Source organism: Algoriphagus sp. 4150 (assembly GCF_031457395.1).
GTDB lineage: Bacteria > Bacteroidota > Bacteroidia > Cytophagales > Cyclobacteriaceae > Algoriphagus.
Genome location: NZ_JAVDWS010000002.1, coordinates 322,981 through 339,600 on the forward strand (window position 1 = coordinate 322,981; position 16,620 = coordinate 339,600).

The following is a 16,620-nucleotide window of genomic DNA, read 5'->3' on the forward strand; positions in this document are numbered from 1 at the left end:
CAATAAAGCAAGGAAAATATGGCTACTGGTATCATTGCGGATAATCATAGAATTTTTACTAAAATTAAGTCCTTTCGTGGAAAATTATGGTTTTTCAATTAATCCTTCCCGGTATCTTGTAAGTTCAAATCCCTAATTTCAACTTCCCTATGAGAGCCATACTTGTTAGTCTTTGCCTTCTATTTTGCCTCAGTGCCCAAGCACAAATGTTCCCCCATGGTGAAACTTTTACCAGACAGGATACGCTACGCGGCACAATTACTCCTGAGCGGGCTTGGTGGGACTTGCAGCATTATCATTTGGAAGTAAAAGTAGATCCTGATACCAAGTCGCTTTCGGGGAAAAACACCGTTCTGTACAAAGTGCTGGAGCCACTGAAGCGCATGCAAATCGACTTGCAGGCACCTATGCAGCTGACGAATGCAGAGCAAGATGGAACTCAACTGGAAATCGAACACGATGGAAATGCACATTTCATTACGTTGCAAGCAGCGCAAAATGTGGGGGAAGAAAAAGAAGTGGTATTGACTTTTTCAGGAAAGCCGGTGGAGGCGGTTCGCCCTCCCTGGGATGGAGGATTGGCTTGGAAAACCGATAATAATGGCTTGCCATTTATTGCCAATGCCAATCAGGGAATAGGGGCCAGCATCTGGTGGCCGAATAAAGACCATGGCTATGACGAACCTGACCAAGGAGTTTTACTTAGTGTGACGGTACCCGAGAATCTGATGGATGTCTCCAACGGTCGGCTGATCGGGACAGATCATGATAAAGCCGCCAAGACCAAGACCTATCACTGGGAAGTGAAAAATCCAATCAACAATTACGGCATCAATATCAACGTGGGTGATTATGTCCACTTCGGTGAAAAATACGCAGGTGAAAAGGGCGAACTGGATATGGATTATTACGTGCTCAGGGATAATCTAAAGAAAGCCAAAAAGCAATTTGCAGATGCACCTAGGTTGATGGAAGCATTTGAGCATTGGTTTGGACCATATCCATTCTATGAGGATAGCTACAAGCTGGTGGAAGCACCTTACTTGGGTATGGAGCACCAGAGCTCGGTGACTTATGGCAATAACTTTGAGAACGGCTACTTAGGCCGTGATCTGAGCGGTACCGGCTGGGGAATGAAGTTTGATTTTATCATCATTCATGAGTCAGGTCACGAATGGTTTGCCAATAACATCACCTACCGGGATGTAGCCGATATGTGGATACATGAGAGTTTCACGGCCTATTCGGAGAATCTTTTTCTGGATTATTTCTATGGAAAGGAAGCAAGCAAAGAATACGTGTTGGGAACAAGAATGGCGATCAACAATGACAGTCCCATCATTGGTATCTATAATGTCAACTCTGAAGGATCGGGTGATATGTACTACAAAGGTGCTAATATGCTTCATACACTTCGTCAGATCATCAATGACGACGAGAAGTGGAGATCAATTTTGCGCGGATTGAACTCTGAGTTTTACCATAAGACTGTTTCCACCCGCCAAATAGAAAATTACATCATACAAAAAGCGGGGATCAATCTTAAACCGGTTTTTGATCAATACTTGAGAGATATCCGCATCCCGATTTTTAGCTATAATCTGAAAGATGGCGAGTTGTATTACCGATGGGAAAATGTGGTTGACGGCTTCGAAATGCCTGTAAAAATCTATGTCGATGGTAAAGAAATGGGGTTGATTCCAACTCAAAACTGGCAATCAGTGGACGTGCCTCAGAAAAATGCAAAGATCAGTGTGGATGAAAACTATTATGTAGGAACGATGAATATCTCGGGGAATTAATAAAAAGCGGCTGTCTCAAATGTCAAATTTCCCCGTCATTACGAGTGAAAGGAAGTAATCTCAATGTACTTATAACAAGATTGCTTCTCCGCCTGTGGCGGATCGCAACGACGGGTACTTTTGAGACAGCTTCTTCTTATTTCAGTTCGACGATTTCTATTCCTTGATCTTATAGATCTTACCGTTTGTTTTGCTCATGATATAGACATTTTTATCGGCATCTTGACCAAATTTGAGGTCCACTCTGTCATTTTCCACTAGTTCCTGTAGAGTGACTTCTTTCCCTTCGAAAAGCACACCCCAGCTTTGGACTTTCATATTGCCGAGATCCTTCAGGTCTGCGAAAAGCAGTCTTCCTGAAGGAATATCACCAAAGATTAACTTGCCTTTCAGCTTGCCGTAAGGCATCTCATATCCGGCAAAAATAGCGGCTATCTCATCATGATCCAGTTGGATCTCAGGATAAGTGGCACCGATTTTTTCATCATCTTCTTCAAGAGGAAAAATCTCGTTGAATTTACCATAAGGGTTGATTACAAAACGCCCTTCTCTAATCGGCCATCCGTAGAACTTTCCGGACTCTATTTTATTAAGTTCCTCTATAGAATGCTGTCCTATATCTGTTGCAAACATATTTCCATCCGAATTCCAGAAGATGCGATTGGGATTTCGGAAGCCGTACGCATATACTTCGCCGGCTTTGCCTTCTTTACCGGCAAAAGGATTGGAAGGGGGAATGCCATAAGCACCGTTTACACTGTTGTTGCCCAGAGGATTGATTCTCAGAATGCTGCTATAAATATTATCCCCTCTACTATCAGAAATATGGGCAAATCCCTGCTCCGTCAGCCCACCGTCCCCAAAGCCGATATATAGCAGGCCATAATCATCAGCACTTTTTTTGGAGCGGGGATTAAAGGTGATTTCCTGCATACCGTGTGCCTGAGAAGGTATATCCACCCGAACCATTTCCCGGTTGGTTCCTTTGAATTTTGCAGCATTGGGATCTTCGGCTTTCCATTCCGTCAGCACCCATTGCATAAAATGGCGGATGCTGTCCGGATAGCTGTAATCGGCTTTTTCCGTGCCTCCTGCCTCAGTATGTGCGGTATAGAATATTCCATTCTCAGTGAATTCAGGGTGGAAAGTAAAGCTGCCCAAGCCGGTTGCCCATCCCGGCTGGCTTACCAGATTGGGTTTTAGCTCAGCTATGGGAAGATAAAGAGTCGGTTTTCCCCCAATCAATTCATACAATCCTACACGCTGGTCATTGATAAAAAGCCGTCCCGAATTATTCTCAGCTTCCATTTTTGTCATTTTAGCCATAGGTGCTTTTTGGTCTGAGGCAGGAAGCTGCGCAAAATACTCTATCTCTAACCGTATCCCTGAATCCGGAATACTGTCCGGGATAGGATCCTCAAGACCTAAGATCGGTACGGTGTCAGGAAGTGCTTCATATGTGTGAAGGTAACTTAACAAGGCATCAATTTCCCCTTCAGAAAGTCCTGCGAAAGGAGGCATATGGGTTTTGTACTTTTCCACCAAACTGAGTGCGCGGGAATCTCCGGAGGCGATAATTGCAGAAGGATCTTTGATGAAATTTCTGACCCACTTAGTCTCTACATGATGGGTTACTCCGCTTAGATTGGGGCCGATTCCATTTTGTTGGAAACTGTGACAGGTGCTGCAGTTATTTTCAAAAAGTACCTTTCCTCTCTGGATTTGCTCTGAATCAGTACTTATTTCGCTTCCAAATTCACGTTTCTTCGAACAGGAAAACATGATGACAAGAGCAATAAAAAGAAATATCAAATTTTTCATTGGTGCTAATTAATGGTTTTACCCGATGGCACCAAACAAATTGATATAATTGGTTTATCTATCCTGTATTGTCTTTTTAGTGGGAGAATTTTTCAGAAAGCTGTATTTACTTTGGAATCTTGGGAATATTCAAAATAATCCGAAATGCGGCGCGTGCGACTCATTTGTTTTTACTATGACTATCGCAGATGCAATTTGCAGGTGAGAGCATACCCAAGAAAAGTCCTTACAGGTAGTTATTCCCAGACCTTCAGAAAAAAGTGGCTGTCTCATAGCTTATAATTGTCACACCTGACTGCCGTCAGGCAGGTTGAGCGCCCGCCTCCCGGAGGGCAGGAAGTCAAAATGAGTTTAATTGTCACATGAAAGGCTTCGACTTCCCGCCAAGGCGAGGCAAGCTGCTACCAATGACGGAATTCAAAAAAGCGTGCAAATGTTGTGTCAGTCCGAGCGGAGTCGAGGACCCTTCGACTCCGCTCAGGGTGACCCAACTTTATTTCTACATCACTTTCCGTCATTATTCATTTGTAAATCTTAAATTTTTCTTACTCAGCCTGACAAGAAAACATAATAGGAGACAGCCTCTAGAAATTCATCTTATCCTTCCAAGGTGAATGTTTCATCCTCCAAGTAATTGGGGTATATTTTTCGATGTTGCTTTTTCACTTCCGTAATCAAAGCCTGGCGAAATTCAGCTACATTCTGCCCACTTACAGCAGCCATAAACACAGGAGGAATTCCGGTTTTCTTCTCATAAGCTTCTGCCAACGCATCAAAATCCACAAAATTGGCTTCTTCCAATTCCAGTTCAGTCATTTTCATGCTTTCTTCCTCACTTGGCATGGTTTCTACCAAATCTATTTTGTTGAAGACAAGCAAAATAGGTTTGTCGCCTGCTTTGATTTCATTCAGTGTCTGAGTGACTACGGCAATGTGGTCTTCGAAATGAGGGTGGGAAATATCCACCACATGCACAAGTAAGTCTGCTTCCCGAATTTCATCCAAGGTGGATTTGAAAGCCGCAATTAAGTGTGTGGGGAGTTTCCGGATGAATCCGACGGTATCCGAAAGAAGGAAGGGTACATTTTCAAGTACAACTTTTCTGACAGTGGAATCCACGGTGGCGAAGAGCTTGTTTTCGGCCAGAATATTTGTCTTGGTGATGAGGTTCATCAGCGTGCTTTTACCCACGTTGGTATAACCCACTACAGCCACCCGAACGATCCCTTTTCTGCCTTTGCGCTGGGTTTCACCCTGCTTCTCTATTTCCCGGAGTTTTTCTTTGAGAAGTGTGATCCTGTTTCTGATATCACGTTTATCCGTTTCGATTTCTTTTTCACCGGCCCCACCACGGGTAGTAGTACCACCTCTCTGACGCTCCAAGTGAGTCCATAGGTTAGTCAATCGTGGCAATAAGTATTGGAAGCGAGCCAATTCTACCTGAGTTTTGGCTTGGGCAGTTTGGGCTCTTTGTAAGAAAATATCCAAAATCAGAAGTGATCTATCGTAGATCGTCACCTTCAGTTCATTCTCTAGATTTCTCATCTGAGAAGGGGAAAGATCGTCATCAAAAATGACCATATCTACTTCGAAATGCTTGATATATGCCTGGATTTCCTCAAGCTTACCGGAGCCTACAAAAGTTTTGATATCGGGCTTTTCCATTTTCTGGGTAAAGCGATATACTGTCTTTGCTCCTAGAGTCTCTGTCAAAAATGCAAGTTCATCCAAGTACTCCTCCGTCTGCTGATCGGTTTGATACTGGCGGACTACACTTACTAAGATGGCAGTTTCTTCTTTCTCAGCTGTATCGTATAGTTTTTGAAGTTTGCGGGAATGTTTACTCATAAGTTAAATGCTATGTCAAAACAATGCGAAATACCGGGATTTAGTTTCCTATTTGCGTAGAAATAGTAATTTGAAGCCATGTTTTTTCGAATTGTGCGAAAAGATGGCACAAAGTTCGACATATTTCCTTAGACTTGATTAGGATAGTCCTTTGAGGGGTGGTTATTTTGCCTTTTAATTCCGGAACCAACATATACCTAGATGGCCCAAGTAAAAAAAGCACCTCTAGCGGGTGTATTAGAGATTTTCCCTAGAGTTTTCGAAGATCAAAGAGGTTATTTCTTTGAATCCTATAGAGCAGATTGGTTACAATCGGCAGGAGTGAACCATGGATGGGTCCAGGATAATCAGAGCTTTTCTCAGAAAGGAACAGTTCGTGGATTGCATTTCCAGCGTGGAGAATTCGCTCAGGCGAAGTTGGTGCGCGTGATTCAGGGCAAAGTTTTGGATGTGATTGTAGACTTGAGAAGAGGCTCTCTTACTTTCGGTGAGAAGTATTCCACTGTTCTTGATGCCGACAGAAATAACCTGATGTATGTCCCGACTGGGTTTGCACATGGATTTTCAGTGTTGGAAGATTCTATTTTCGCATATAAGTGTTCCAATTATTACAACAAGGAAAGTGAAGGAGGAATCCTTTGGAATGATCCTGCGTTAGGGATTGACTGGCAAATAGCTGAGCCGATTACCTCTGATAAGGATGCCGTTTGGCCTACTTTGGAAGAATTTAAAACTAGTGAAGGAGGATTGTAATGGGTTTTTTGGATCTTTTTAAGAAAAAGCCAGAAGTACAAGAAGACTTTGACCTGAGTTGGTTAGAAGTGGATATGCATTCGCATCTGATACCCGGGATCGATGATGGATCCAAGACCATGGAAGAATCTCTTCATCTGATCAAAAGGCTTTCTGACTACGGCTTGCGTAAAATAATTACTACTCCCCACATTATGTCGGAGTACTATAGAAATACGCCTGAGATTATCAGCATGGGGCTGGAGGATCTCCGTAGAGCGGTGGCGAAAGAAGGGATTTCCATAGAAATCGATGCCGCCGCTGAATATTACATGGATGAGATTTTCTTGGAGAAAATTAAAAACGGAGAGCAGGTTCTGACTTTCGGAGATAATTATATTTTGGTAGAGACGGGTTTTATCAATAAGCCGCAGATGCTGTTGGAGATAATTTTCCAATTGGAAATGGCCGGTTATAGACCGATTCTAGCACATCCGGAGCGCTATCAATATTTAATTGGCGATAAGGGATTACTTCAGGATCTGACTGATAGAAAGATTCTTTTTCAGCTCAATTTATTGTCTTTGACGGGCTTTTACTCAAAACCGGTGAAGGATTTTGGTGAAATGCTTGTAGAAAGAGGTCTAGTTAGGTTTTTTGGCACAGATTGCCACAATCCACGTTACTTGGATATGATGGAGGCTTTGCCTAAGTCTAAACTATACAGCAGAATCAAGGAACTCAATGTGCTTAATTCCTCTCTTTGATTTGTGGATAAGCCAATGAAAATTCTCATCACAGGTATTACAGGTCTATTTGGGAGCTATTTGGCTAAGGAATTTGCTTCGCTTGGAGAGATTCACGGTTTTCGCAGAATTGATTCCTCATCCAGACTGCTGGAAGGAGTAGGATTTCCTATCATCTGGCATGAAGGTGAACTTTCTGATATTGAATCACTGGAGGAATCACTGGAGGGAATGGATTTGGTGGTTCATGCTGCCGGAAAAGTCTCTTTTGATGCTCATGATGAAGAAAGCCTGCACCGTACCAATGTGGACGGGACTACGAACCTTGTCAATGCCATGCTGAATACAGGGGTAAAAAAACTGGTTCATGTAAGCTCTGTAGCTGCGATCGGAAGAAGTCCGGAGCTGTTGCAGCTCGATGAGAATTTCAAATGGGTAGAATCTCCACTCAATACCGATTATGGGGTTTCCAAATATTTGGCAGAATTGGAGGCTTGGAGAGGTGAGCAGGAAGGTTTGGACCTACTTGTGGTCAATCCTTCCATATTATTGGGAAGAATCAGTGATGCCAGAAGTTCTTCAGACATTTACCATTATGTGTTGGAAGAAAATTCCTATTACCCAAAAGGGGATCTGAACTACATAGATGTACGGGATGCTGCAGGACAAGTCAGAGAATTAGTGGAAAAAGAAGCGTGGGGTGAGCGGTTTATCCTAAACAAGGAGCAGATTTCGTACAGGGAGTTCTTTGAGAAAATGGCGGCAGTATTTGGTAAAAAAGCCCCTTCCAAACCGGTAAGCCCTATCATGCTAAGAGCGGCAGTGTTTTTCAATGCAATTTTCAGGAAAATAGGTCTGAGCAAAAGCCCGCTCAACAAGAAGACGGCGATGATATCACAGCAAAAGGTGTTTTTCGATAATACTAAAGTTAACAAACTGCTTGGAAGCAGCTATCGCAGCTTGGATGAAACCTTAAATTGGTCAAAGTAAACTTATTTTTGATCTCATTCGTTTCATCAGAAAGCTCCGAGAAGAGATCATTACATAGCTCCGAAGGAGGAAAATAAATTTTAACAAATCGAGATTTTGAGAGACCGAATTAATTGGTAACTTAAATAAACCATAACACATCCTAATGACCGGAGATCACGATCACGATTGGGAAAATGACAAGAAGCTGGTAGAGCGATTTGAAAATTCCCTGCAATCCAATCTGGACCTTTACTTTGAAGAGGAAGAATTGGAAGACATCATCCGTTTTTACTTTGATCAACAGAAATTTTTAAAGGCACTCCGGGCATCAGAGTTCTCCTTGGAAAGATTTCCGTTTTCTGTGGAAATAAAACTTCTGAAAGCTCAATGCCTGATTTTCAATGATGAGTTGGAAGAAGGACTGGGTATCTTGGAGAACATCAATAATATATCTCCAAATAATGAGGAGATAATTCTTGCATTGGCTAACGCCTACATTTTGGCAGGAACACCGCAGGATGGGGTAGACTTATTGGAGAATTTTCTTCCATTGGCCGAAGATAAGGCGGAGGTATTTTATTCCTTGGGGAATCTATATCGCGTCCAAAACAACAATGAAAAAGCGAGCTATTACTTCAAAGAAGCGGTAAAGAATCGCATCAATCACGAAGATGCGCTTTTCCAGCTGGCGATGATTACCGAGGAAGAAGGATCTTTTGATGAAATTCTGGATTTTTATCAGGAATTCATCGATCAAGATCCTTACAGTGCCGGCGCCTGGTACAATCTGGGGGTCGTGTATAATCGTCTAGGTAGATTTGAGGATGCGATCAAAGCATATGATTATGCAATATTGATCGATGATGCGTTTGCCTCGGCCTATTTCAATCTGGGCAATGCACTGATGAACACCCAGCAGTATGAGTTGGCTCTGGAAGCTTACCAAAACACAATTAACTGCGAGGGAGCAAATGCAGAGAATTGCTGTTATATGGGTGCTGCGTATGAGAAGCTGGACAAAATCGATGAAGCTTTCAAATATTTTAAGAAGTCAGCCAAATTTGATGAAGAGTATGATGATGCATGGTTTGGCTTGGGAATGTGCATGCTAAAGAAGGAGAAATTCTTTGAAGCCATACATTATTTCAAAAAAGCATTAAATCTTACAAAAGAAAACTCAAATTATTGGGTAGGTCTGGCAGATGCTGAATTTAATTTGGGAAATATGCAAGCCAGCTCCGAAGCATACGAAGAAGCGATCAATCTGGAGTCTGGTATTCTGGAAACCTATGTGAATCTGGCACTTATCTATTTTGAGCAAAATCGCTTCGAAGAGGCAATTGATGTGACAAGAGAGGGAATAGAGGAACTGCCGGAAGAAGCAGAGCTATATTATCGCTTGGTAGTGTACCTAATCAAAATGGGCAATTACAAAGAGGCGTTTTCATTTTTGGAAAATGGGTTAACTTTGAACTTTGAAAAGCATACCATCATGTATGATTTGATGCCTGAGCTCAAACAGCAAAAGGCTTTATACAAGATTATTGCCCAATATCGAGAGGAAAATCTCGAGTCTTAACATTAAAACCTCGCTAATGAATTATGAGCTGAATAATATCCCCGTTCGGACTGAAAAGCCGCGAACCAAGGGATTTACCATGGCCATGGACAAAGGCTTAAGCCTACGTGCCACAGAAGATTTTGTTGATAGTTGTTCCGATTTTGTAGATATAGTAAAGCTGGGGTGGGCTACATCGTATGTGACCAAAAACCTAACGGAGAAACTAGCTATTTATAAGGCAGCAGGCATTCCTGTTTACCTCGGAGGTACATTGTTCGAAGCTTTTATTGTAAGGGGTCAGTTTGACGATTACAGAAAAGTATTGGATAAATATGATCTTTCCTTCGCTGAGGTTTCAGATGGATCTATTTCCCTGAACCACGACAAGAAGTGTGAATACATCTCTACACTGGCAAAGCAAGTAACCGTACTATCAGAAGTAGGATCTAAGGATGCCGCCAAAATCATCCCTCCCTATAAGTGGATAGAGCAGATGCAGACAGAATTGGATGCCGGTGCCTGGAAGGTAATCGGTGAAGCCAGAGAAGGCGGAAACGTAGGTCTTTTCAGAGATTCAGGTGAAGTAAGACAGGGGCTGGTAGAGGAAATTCTAACTCAGATTCCTGAAGAAAGGATTATTTGGGAGGCTCCAATCAAATCTCAGCAAGTGTGGTTTATCAAGTTGATCGGCGCAAATGTGAACCTGGGAAATATCAGTCCTTCTGAAATCATTCCTTTGGAGACTATTCGACTGGGCCTAAGAGGCGATACATTCGATCACTTTTTGGGAGAAATCAAATTGTAATACTACTCAACTTACTATAGGCTGATTGGAATATTCCGATCAGCCTTTATTTTTGACCATGGATTCTATCAGAAAATATGTACTTATCTACCTGAAGGGTATGGGCATGGGAGCAGCAGACATAGTACCGGGAGTTTCCGGCGGTTCGATTGCGCTGATCACCGGCATCTACGAGGAATTGCTTCGAAGCATCAATTCCTTTAATGGAGACAGCCTTAAGTTATTGCTTAAGCTTGAGTTCAAAGCGTTTTTTCAAGCTGTGAACGGAGCGTTTTTGCTTAGCCTATTTCTGGGGATTTTGACGAGTATTTTCTCGCTTTCGAAGCTTATCACTTACCTGATGGCTGAGCATCCCATTCCATTGTGGTCTTTTTTCTGTGGTTTGATTTTGATTAGTGCCTTTCTAATATTGAAAGACATCAAAAAATGGAGTTTGGGAGTAGTCATAGCACTTATTATCGGTACTATATCAGCCTATTTTATCACCGGATTGCCACCTACAAGTAGTCCGGATGCGCTATGGTTTACCTTTGTGGCCGGTGCGATAGCGATTTGTGCGATGATTTTGCCGGGGATTAGCGGAAGTTTTATTTTGCTGATTTTAGGAAAATATGAGCCTGTCTTACAGGCAGTTTCGGAGCGTGATTTTATTACATTGGCGGTCTTTGCTATAGGATGTATTGTAGGATTATTATCCTTTAGCAGGATAATTTCTTGGCTGTTGAAGCGGTTCTATTCCATCACAATTGGATTGCTGTCCGGTTTTATGTTGGGATCTATTAATAAGCTATGGCCTTGGAAAATCGTCACTGCATATCATACTTCTTCCAGTGGACAAGAAAAGCCATTTTTGACGGAGAATTTATTTCCGGGTGAATATCTGGAGCAAACAGGCTTCGAACCAAAACTGATTGTGGCAATTGCTGCCTTTGCTTTTGGGATTATTTTAGTATTTGGGATCGACCGTCTTGCGTCATATTTAAAGAAATCATGAGAAAATTCGGATTGATCGGACATCCACTTACCCATTCGTTCTCCAAGAAATATTTCACGGAGAAATTTGAAAAAGAAGGGATTGAAGGCTGTTCGTATGAATTGTATGATATCCCAAATGCGCACGCTCTAGAAGCGATACTTAGTGAAAATCCTGAGATCGAAGGCATCAATGTCACCATTCCGCACAAGGAAGATGTGATCGCCTTGATGGATGATCTGGATGAAGCGTGTGAAGAAATCGGAGCTGTCAATTGCATTCACATTCAGGATGGAATGCGCATAGGCTACAATACCGATTATATAGGATTTAAGAATTCACTTTCATCTTGGCTGGGTCCGGCAAGGCCAAAGGCTTTGGTCTTGGGTACAGGCGGTGCTTCTAAAGCCGTCAAACAGGCTTTGAAAGATCTGGACATTGAGTTCCTGTCTGTGTCCCGTACAGAAGATGAAGACCGGATCACCTATGAAGAGCTAGCTTCTGATGCCGGCATAATGAAGAACTATACACTGATAGTCAACACTACTCCGCTGGGGACTTTTCCCAATGTGGAAGGTATTCCCGCCATTCCATTGGAGCAGGTTACATCTGAGCATTTTGTCTATGATTTGGTATATAATCCTGCCGAAACGGCGCTTATGAAAGTCTGCTTGACAAAAGGCGGTAAAGCAAAAAATGGACATGAAATGCTTGTTCTTCAGGCAGAAGCTGCATGGGAGATCTGGAATTCTTAATTTTTAATTATGAAATCGAGCCTGCCTACCGTCAGGCAGGTATTCCATATGGCCTTAAAAAATCAATTATAAACATATGAAAAAAGCCATACTCATTATACAGTGTCCCGATCAAAAAGGGATAGTCGCGGAAGTCTCTAGATTTCTTTATGCCTATGAAGGGAATATTCTTGAGGTAGACCAGCATGTGGACGAGGAGATGGGTATGTTTTTCATGAGAGCAGCTTGGGAATTGGATACTTTTTCTTTGCAGAAGGATGAGATTGCTGTTCGTTTTAAGCGTGAAGTCGGTGGTCGTTTTCAAATGGATTTTAAACTTCATTTCAATTTTCCAAAGCCAAGAATGGCAATTTTTGTCAGCAAGCTTTCCCATTGTTTGTTTGATATTCTGGGAAGGCATCATGCGGGACAGCTCGATGTGGATATCCCGTTGGTCGTTTCCAACCACCGAAACTTAAAGGAAATCGTGGAGGCATTCGGAATTCCTTTTCATTACATTCCTATTACCGCAGAGACCAAAGTAGCTGCTGAGGCCGAGCAGCTGGAGCTGATGAAAGCCAATGAAATAGATTTTGTAGTACTTGGGCGATATATGCAGATTTTGTCAGCTGAGTTCATTGACCATTTCCCCAACCGCATTATCAATATTCACCATTCGTTTTTACCTGCTTTTGTAGGAGCGCGACCCTATCATGCAGCGTATGAGCGGGGAGTGAAGATCATTGGGGCGACGGCGCATTACGTGACCGAAGAGTTGGATGCAGGGCCGATCATCGAGCAGGAAGTGGCCCGTGTCAGACATCATAATACCGTCTCGGAATTAGTGCAAATCGGTCAGGACGTAGAGAAAGTGGTGCTTTCCAAAGCCATCAAATATCACATAGACCGTAAAGTGATGCCGATCAAAAATAAGACAGTGATATTCTATTAAGGAATGATTTTCCTTGGGATATCTTTTGGGAGCCGGGTGAGCATTTCATAGTTTACCTGTTGGGTTGATTCTGAGAAGGAGGCTACGGTGATTTCTTTTCCTCCTTGCTTTCCTATGAGAATTACTTCGTCGCCTATTTTCAAATCTCTTACCTTGCTCACGTTTACCGCGATGGTATTCATCGTGACTGTCCCGACTACCTGACAGTACTGCCCTTTGATAAGCACCATTCCCTGATTGCTAAGTAGGCGACTGTAGCCATGCCCGTAACCCACGGGCACTATGGCAAGACGGATATTTTCCAAAGCCATATAGCTGTTTCCATATCCCACAAACTCTCCTGTCTTCACAGCTTTCAGACTCATAATGCTGCTTTTCCAAGTGATGAGGCGCTTGAGCGGATTTTTATTTCCCTTTGGGAGAGAATTCAGTTTGGCAAAAAATGTTTCCTTGGTAGGCCAAAAACCATAGCCGGCTATTCCTATTCTCACCAAATCCATAATTGTCTCGGGAAAAATAAGTGCAGCTGCTGAACAGGCGGTGTGATAGAGTTTGAAAGTGATACCTTTTTCATGGAAAAAGTCCTTGAATTCGTGATATCTGGCGATTTGGTTATTTACTCTTACGAAGTTGCTTACTGATTCGGCTCCTGCATAATGCGTGCAAAGTCCTTCAATGGAAATGCCGGCAGAATTCTTCAGAAGCAAATCGGCAAGCTTTGTACGTTGGCTCCAATCAAATCCGGTTCGGTGAAATCCTGTTTCGATTTCAATATGAAGTTTTGCGGGGATACCTATTTGCTTAGAGATTGAAATGGCTTTTTCCAGTCGTTCAAAATCAAAGACATAAAAACTGATTCCTTTCCGGATGATTTCTTCCAGCTCTTCCAAATGAAGCATGCCTAAAATCATGATTTCGGATCCTTTTTTGGATTTGTTCCAGACCTCCCATGCTTCATCCGAGCTAAAGGTGCTGAAATGCCGGATTCCTGCTTTTTCAGCTATTTCTACCATTTGTGAGATGCCATGACCATAGGCATTGCCTTTCACTACAGCAGATATTATTGGTTTAGGGCCGATCTCTGAGCGGATGTAACGTATGTTTTGGCGGTAAGCTTTTGAACTGATCTCTAGAGTGGAGGTGGCAATCATAGTTATATTCAAATTGAATTTAGAAAGTACTGCACTCATCTTCCTTATCCCAATTCTTGATTAATTTTATTCCTTAATTTCACTTTTATGAAATCGAGCCTGCCTACCGGCCAGGCAGGCATGTCGAAGGCGACACACAACTTGTCCCGAACTTGCTTCGGGAGAGGGATGATTATTCGCCTGGCGAGATTCTCCCGAAGAAAAATCGGGACAGGCTATCTGACCATTGAAAAACAATTATAAACACATGAAAAACACCTTTCAAGTTTCTGATCAAAAAACCCGTTGTCCCTGGTGTCTTGGTTTTAAAGAATACGTAGAGTATCACGACACCGAATGGGGTCTTCCAGTCTGGGATGATCGGGTTCATTTCGAGTTTTTGATCTTAGAATCTGCCCAAGCAGGTTTGAGCTGGGCTACTATTTTGAAAAAAAGAGACGGCTATCGCAAAGCTTTTGCTGACTTTGACTATCAGGTAGTGGCAGAATTTCCGGAGAGTTATGTGCAGGAGTTACTTCAAGATCCGGGAATAGTCCGAAATGTCTTGAAAATCCGTGCTGCGATCAATAATGCGAAACGCTTTATGGAAGTTCAGAAGGAGTTTGGATCTTTTTCCAACTACATCTGGGGATTTGTGGGCGGGAAGCCGATTCAAAATCGCCTTTCTTCCATGAGTGAAGCTCAGGCTACTACCAAAGAATCCGATTTACTTGCCAAGGATTTGAAGAAACGTGGATTCAAGTTTCTAGGCAGCACCACGGTATATGCACACATGCAGGCGACAGGATTATTCAATGATCACCTGGAATCCTGTTTTCGCTTCGCAGAGGTATAGAGCTTATACAAAGGCAAAGAACACCAGCCACACTAAGATTAGAAGAGGTAATAGGATTGGCAAGGAGAAGCGGATAATGTAGCCAAAGAATGAAGGCATTTTGATGCCATTCTGCTCTGCTATGGACTTCACCATAAAGTTTGGTCCGTTTCCTATATAAGTCATGGCTCCGAAGAATACCGATGCAACCGCAATAGCCATCAATTCAAATGCTGAATCGTGGTATCCATTGGCTGCGAACTGGCGGACTTCTTCAATATTATTGATAGAAGCACCTTTGGAAGCCATGGCAGCAGCTAGGAAGTTCAGGTAGGTTGGTGCATTGTCCAAGAATCCGGATAGAACTCCCGTCCCCCAATAAAGGGTGTTGTGAGTGATCATGGCAGCACCTTCTGGGGATTTGGCAAATGCTCCAACCAGCTCTAAGGCAGGCATCATTGTACCGAATATTCCTATAAAGATAAATGCTACCTCACGAATTGGTTCGAAGTTGAACTCATTGCCTTTAATTGCTCTTTGATCTGCAAATCTATAAGATAGGAATGCCACGGCCAGCATGATAACTTCTCTTATGTAAGAGAATTTTTGACCGTCATAGATGATCGCAGGAACTCCTTCTATCACATTAGGATCTAGAAATACGGAGCAAATAATAATAAATAGCCATCCGAAATTTTTCATTCCTATAAGGGAGAGCTTGTTGGTGTAAGTAGTCTCTTCCAGCTCACTGTCATCATTTGCCCTGCCCATTTTTCTATCGATAAAATAGAATGCAACAGCTAATACTATTAAAGCAAATATCCATGCCGGCCAGTTATGCTCTAGAGTCCAGAAGAATGGAATACCTTTCAAGAAACCCAAGAATAGCGGAGGATCGCCAATGGGAGTCAATGAGCCGCCGATATTGCTCACCATGAAGATGAAGAATATGATATGGTATGCCTGAATATTTCCCTTGTTCAGTCTGATAAAAGGACGGATCAAAAGCATGGAAGCACCGGTGGTGCCGATGAGGTTGGAAACCAACGCTCCGATGATCAGCAAGGTTACATTTGCAAAAGGAGTGGCTTTCTTGTCGATTTCGATCAGAATTCCGCCTGAGGCAATATATAATGAGGCCAATAGAGCGATGAACTGTATGTACTCTGCCAAAGCATGGACGGGTGCATGGACATTGCCCAGCATAAATAAATAATAGAAAACTACGAGCAGCGCGAACCCGATGGCAATTTTAGGGTAATTCTTGTGCCAAAAATGCTCATAAAACAACGGTCCTGTGGCAATCATAAGCAGTAGTGCTACAAATGGAATGACCAGCCAAACAGGTGCCGTGTGATGCTCTTCATCTATAGCTTCCGCTACCATATCATCATGTGGGGCAACTTGGTCGCCGGTTCCATGATCTGCTTGAGCTAGATAAACTTGCTCATTATCAATGCGTTGGGCGTAAGCGGATTGTATCTCAAATCCACTAAAAAATAATATTCCGAAAAGTATGGAGAAACTTAGGATAAAATTCTTCATTAGGCTAATAAGGTATGCAGGGGGTTCTTTTCGGTTAATTTAAGCAAATATTTGATTGTTGCTGATCAATAGTGGCTTCCGCTAAACTACTGCTTTTGCCTGATACAGCACAATCAAAATTTCCCATCCTTCTGGATTTAATCAAAAATTAACTTAGACAATCC

General features: G+C 42.5%; 15 protein-coding genes. 11 read left to right on the plus strand and 4 right to left on the minus strand.

Going from position 1 to position 16,620, the window contains the following annotated elements:
* Window positions 1-149 precede the first annotated feature (149 nt).
* On the plus strand, window positions 150-1,802 hold the full coding sequence (locus J2X69_RS04685) for a M1 family metallopeptidase (RefSeq protein ID WP_310099200.1): 1,653 nt from the start codon (window positions 150-152) through the stop codon (window positions 1,800-1,802).
* A 156-nt stretch (window positions 1,803-1,958) separates the two neighbouring features.
* On the opposite strand, the gene J2X69_RS04690 is transcribed toward J2X69_RS04685, so the two are convergent.
* Window positions 1,959-3,623, minus strand: a complete 1,665-nt coding sequence (locus J2X69_RS04690) for a PQQ-dependent sugar dehydrogenase (protein WP_310099203.1) — start codon at window positions 3,621-3,623, stop codon at window positions 1,959-1,961.
* Between the two features lie 597 nt (window positions 3,624-4,220).
* Window positions 4,221-5,471 carry a GTPase HflX gene (gene hflX / locus J2X69_RS04695; protein WP_310099206.1) on the minus strand — a complete coding sequence of 417 codons (1,251 nt, stop codon included), beginning with the start codon at window positions 5,469-5,471 and terminating at the stop codon, window positions 4,221-4,223.
* Window positions 5,472-5,672: 201 nt separating this feature from the next.
* Between hflX and rfbC the strand changes: the two genes are divergently transcribed.
* The 8 genes from rfbC (at window position 5,673) to purU (ending at window position 12,946) form a co-directional block, all read left to right on the plus strand.
* Window positions 5,673-6,224 carry a dTDP-4-dehydrorhamnose 3,5-epimerase gene (gene rfbC / locus J2X69_RS04700; protein WP_310099210.1) on the plus strand — a complete coding sequence of 184 codons (552 nt, stop codon included), beginning with the start codon at window positions 5,673-5,675 and terminating at the stop codon, window positions 6,222-6,224.
* Window positions 6,224-6,970, plus strand: a complete 747-nt coding sequence (locus J2X69_RS04705; RefSeq protein WP_310099213.1) for a CpsB/CapC family capsule biosynthesis tyrosine phosphatase — start codon at window positions 6,224-6,226, stop codon at window positions 6,968-6,970. The genes rfbC and J2X69_RS04705 overlap by 1 nt, the downstream gene beginning before the upstream one ends.
* A gap of 15 nt (window positions 6,971-6,985) precedes the next feature.
* Window positions 6,986-7,939, plus strand: coding sequence for an NAD-dependent epimerase/dehydratase family protein (locus J2X69_RS04710; RefSeq protein ID WP_310099216.1), 954 nt, complete (start codon window positions 6,986-6,988; stop codon window positions 7,937-7,939).
* Window positions 7,940-8,084: 145 nt separating this feature from the next.
* Entirely contained in the window at window positions 8,085-9,500 is a 1,416-nt protein-coding gene (locus J2X69_RS04715; RefSeq protein ID WP_310099218.1) for a tetratricopeptide repeat protein, read from the plus strand.
* 16 nt (window positions 9,501-9,516) lie between these two features.
* A complete protein-coding gene (locus tag J2X69_RS04720; protein ID WP_310099221.1) occupies window positions 9,517-10,287 on the plus strand; it encodes a phosphosulfolactate synthase in 771 nt (256 codons plus the stop codon).
* A gap of 58 nt (window positions 10,288-10,345) precedes the next feature.
* A complete protein-coding gene (locus J2X69_RS04725; protein WP_310099223.1) occupies window positions 10,346-11,281 on the plus strand; it encodes a DUF368 domain-containing protein in 936 nt (311 codons plus the stop codon).
* Window positions 11,278-12,015 (plus strand): shikimate dehydrogenase, encoded by a 738-nt coding sequence (gene aroE, locus J2X69_RS04730; protein ID WP_310099226.1) that lies wholly within the window; start codon window positions 11,278-11,280, stop codon window positions 12,013-12,015. The genes J2X69_RS04725 and aroE overlap by 4 nt, the downstream gene beginning before the upstream one ends.
* A gap of 76 nt (window positions 12,016-12,091) precedes the next feature.
* Complete coding sequence (gene purU / locus J2X69_RS04735; RefSeq protein WP_310099230.1) at window positions 12,092-12,946, plus strand: formyltetrahydrofolate deformylase; 855 nt, start codon at window positions 12,092-12,094, stop codon at window positions 12,944-12,946.
* Here the strand turns inward: purU and alr are convergent.
* On the minus strand, window positions 12,943-14,097 hold the full coding sequence (gene alr, locus J2X69_RS04740; RefSeq protein WP_310099232.1) for an alanine racemase: 1,155 nt from the start codon (window positions 14,095-14,097) through the stop codon (window positions 12,943-12,945). The genes purU and alr overlap by 4 nt on opposite strands.
* A gap of 87 nt (window positions 14,098-14,184) precedes the next feature.
* On the opposite strand from alr, the gene J2X69_RS04745 reads away from it, so the two are divergent.
* Together J2X69_RS04745 and J2X69_RS04750 are read left to right on the plus strand one after the other, a co-directional pair.
* Window positions 14,185-14,340, plus strand: a complete 156-nt coding sequence (locus J2X69_RS04745) for a hypothetical protein (protein ID WP_310099237.1) — start codon at window positions 14,185-14,187, stop codon at window positions 14,338-14,340.
* Between the two features lie 4 nt (window positions 14,341-14,344).
* Window positions 14,345-14,932: a DNA-3-methyladenine glycosylase I gene (locus J2X69_RS04750; protein WP_310099240.1), complete on the plus strand. Its 588-nt coding sequence runs from the start codon at window positions 14,345-14,347 to the stop codon at window positions 14,930-14,932.
* Window positions 14,933-14,935: 3 nt separating this feature from the next.
* Here the strand turns inward: J2X69_RS04750 and J2X69_RS04755 are convergent, their stop codons facing one another.
* Window positions 14,936-16,456 carry a sodium:proton antiporter gene (locus tag J2X69_RS04755; RefSeq protein WP_310099243.1) on the minus strand — a complete coding sequence of 507 codons (1,521 nt, stop codon included), beginning with the start codon at window positions 16,454-16,456 and terminating at the stop codon, window positions 14,936-14,938.
* Between the last annotated feature and the right edge of the window lie 164 nt (window positions 16,457-16,620).

What these genes read in the sequence shown, in the direction of transcription:
- J2X69_RS04685 (WP_310099200.1), top strand. Translation starts at nt 150, where the DNA reads ATGAGAGCCATACTTGTTAGTCTTTGCCTTCTATTTTGCCTCAGTGCC.
- J2X69_RS04690 (WP_310099203.1), bottom strand. Translation starts at nt 3,623, where the DNA reads ATGAAAAATTTGATATTTCTTTTTATTGCTCTTGTCATCATGTTTTCC.
- hflX (WP_310099206.1), bottom strand. Translation starts at nt 5,471, where the DNA reads ATGAGTAAACATTCCCGCAAACTTCAAAAACTATACGATACAGCTGAG.
- rfbC (WP_310099210.1), top strand. Translation starts at nt 5,673, where the DNA reads ATGGCCCAAGTAAAAAAAGCACCTCTAGCGGGTGTATTAGAGATTTTC.
- J2X69_RS04705 (WP_310099213.1), top strand. Translation starts at nt 6,224, where the DNA reads ATGGGTTTTTTGGATCTTTTTAAGAAAAAGCCAGAAGTACAAGAAGAC.
- J2X69_RS04710 (WP_310099216.1), top strand. Translation starts at nt 6,986, where the DNA reads ATGAAAATTCTCATCACAGGTATTACAGGTCTATTTGGGAGCTATTTG.
- J2X69_RS04715 (WP_310099218.1), top strand. Translation starts at nt 8,085, where the DNA reads ATGACCGGAGATCACGATCACGATTGGGAAAATGACAAGAAGCTGGTA.
- J2X69_RS04720 (WP_310099221.1), top strand. Translation starts at nt 9,517, where the DNA reads ATGAATTATGAGCTGAATAATATCCCCGTTCGGACTGAAAAGCCGCGA.
- J2X69_RS04725 (WP_310099223.1), top strand. Translation starts at nt 10,346, where the DNA reads ATGGATTCTATCAGAAAATATGTACTTATCTACCTGAAGGGTATGGGC.
- aroE (WP_310099226.1), top strand. Translation starts at nt 11,278, where the DNA reads ATGAGAAAATTCGGATTGATCGGACATCCACTTACCCATTCGTTCTCC.
- purU (WP_310099230.1), top strand. Translation starts at nt 12,092, where the DNA reads ATGAAAAAAGCCATACTCATTATACAGTGTCCCGATCAAAAAGGGATA.
- alr (WP_310099232.1), bottom strand. Translation starts at nt 14,097, where the DNA reads ATGATTGCCACCTCCACTCTAGAGATCAGTTCAAAAGCTTACCGCCAA.
- J2X69_RS04745 (WP_310099237.1), top strand. Translation starts at nt 14,185, where the DNA reads ATGAAATCGAGCCTGCCTACCGGCCAGGCAGGCATGTCGAAGGCGACA.
- J2X69_RS04750 (WP_310099240.1), top strand. Translation starts at nt 14,345, where the DNA reads ATGAAAAACACCTTTCAAGTTTCTGATCAAAAAACCCGTTGTCCCTGG.
- J2X69_RS04755 (WP_310099243.1), bottom strand. Translation starts at nt 16,456, where the DNA reads ATGAAGAATTTTATCCTAAGTTTCTCCATACTTTTCGGAATATTATTT.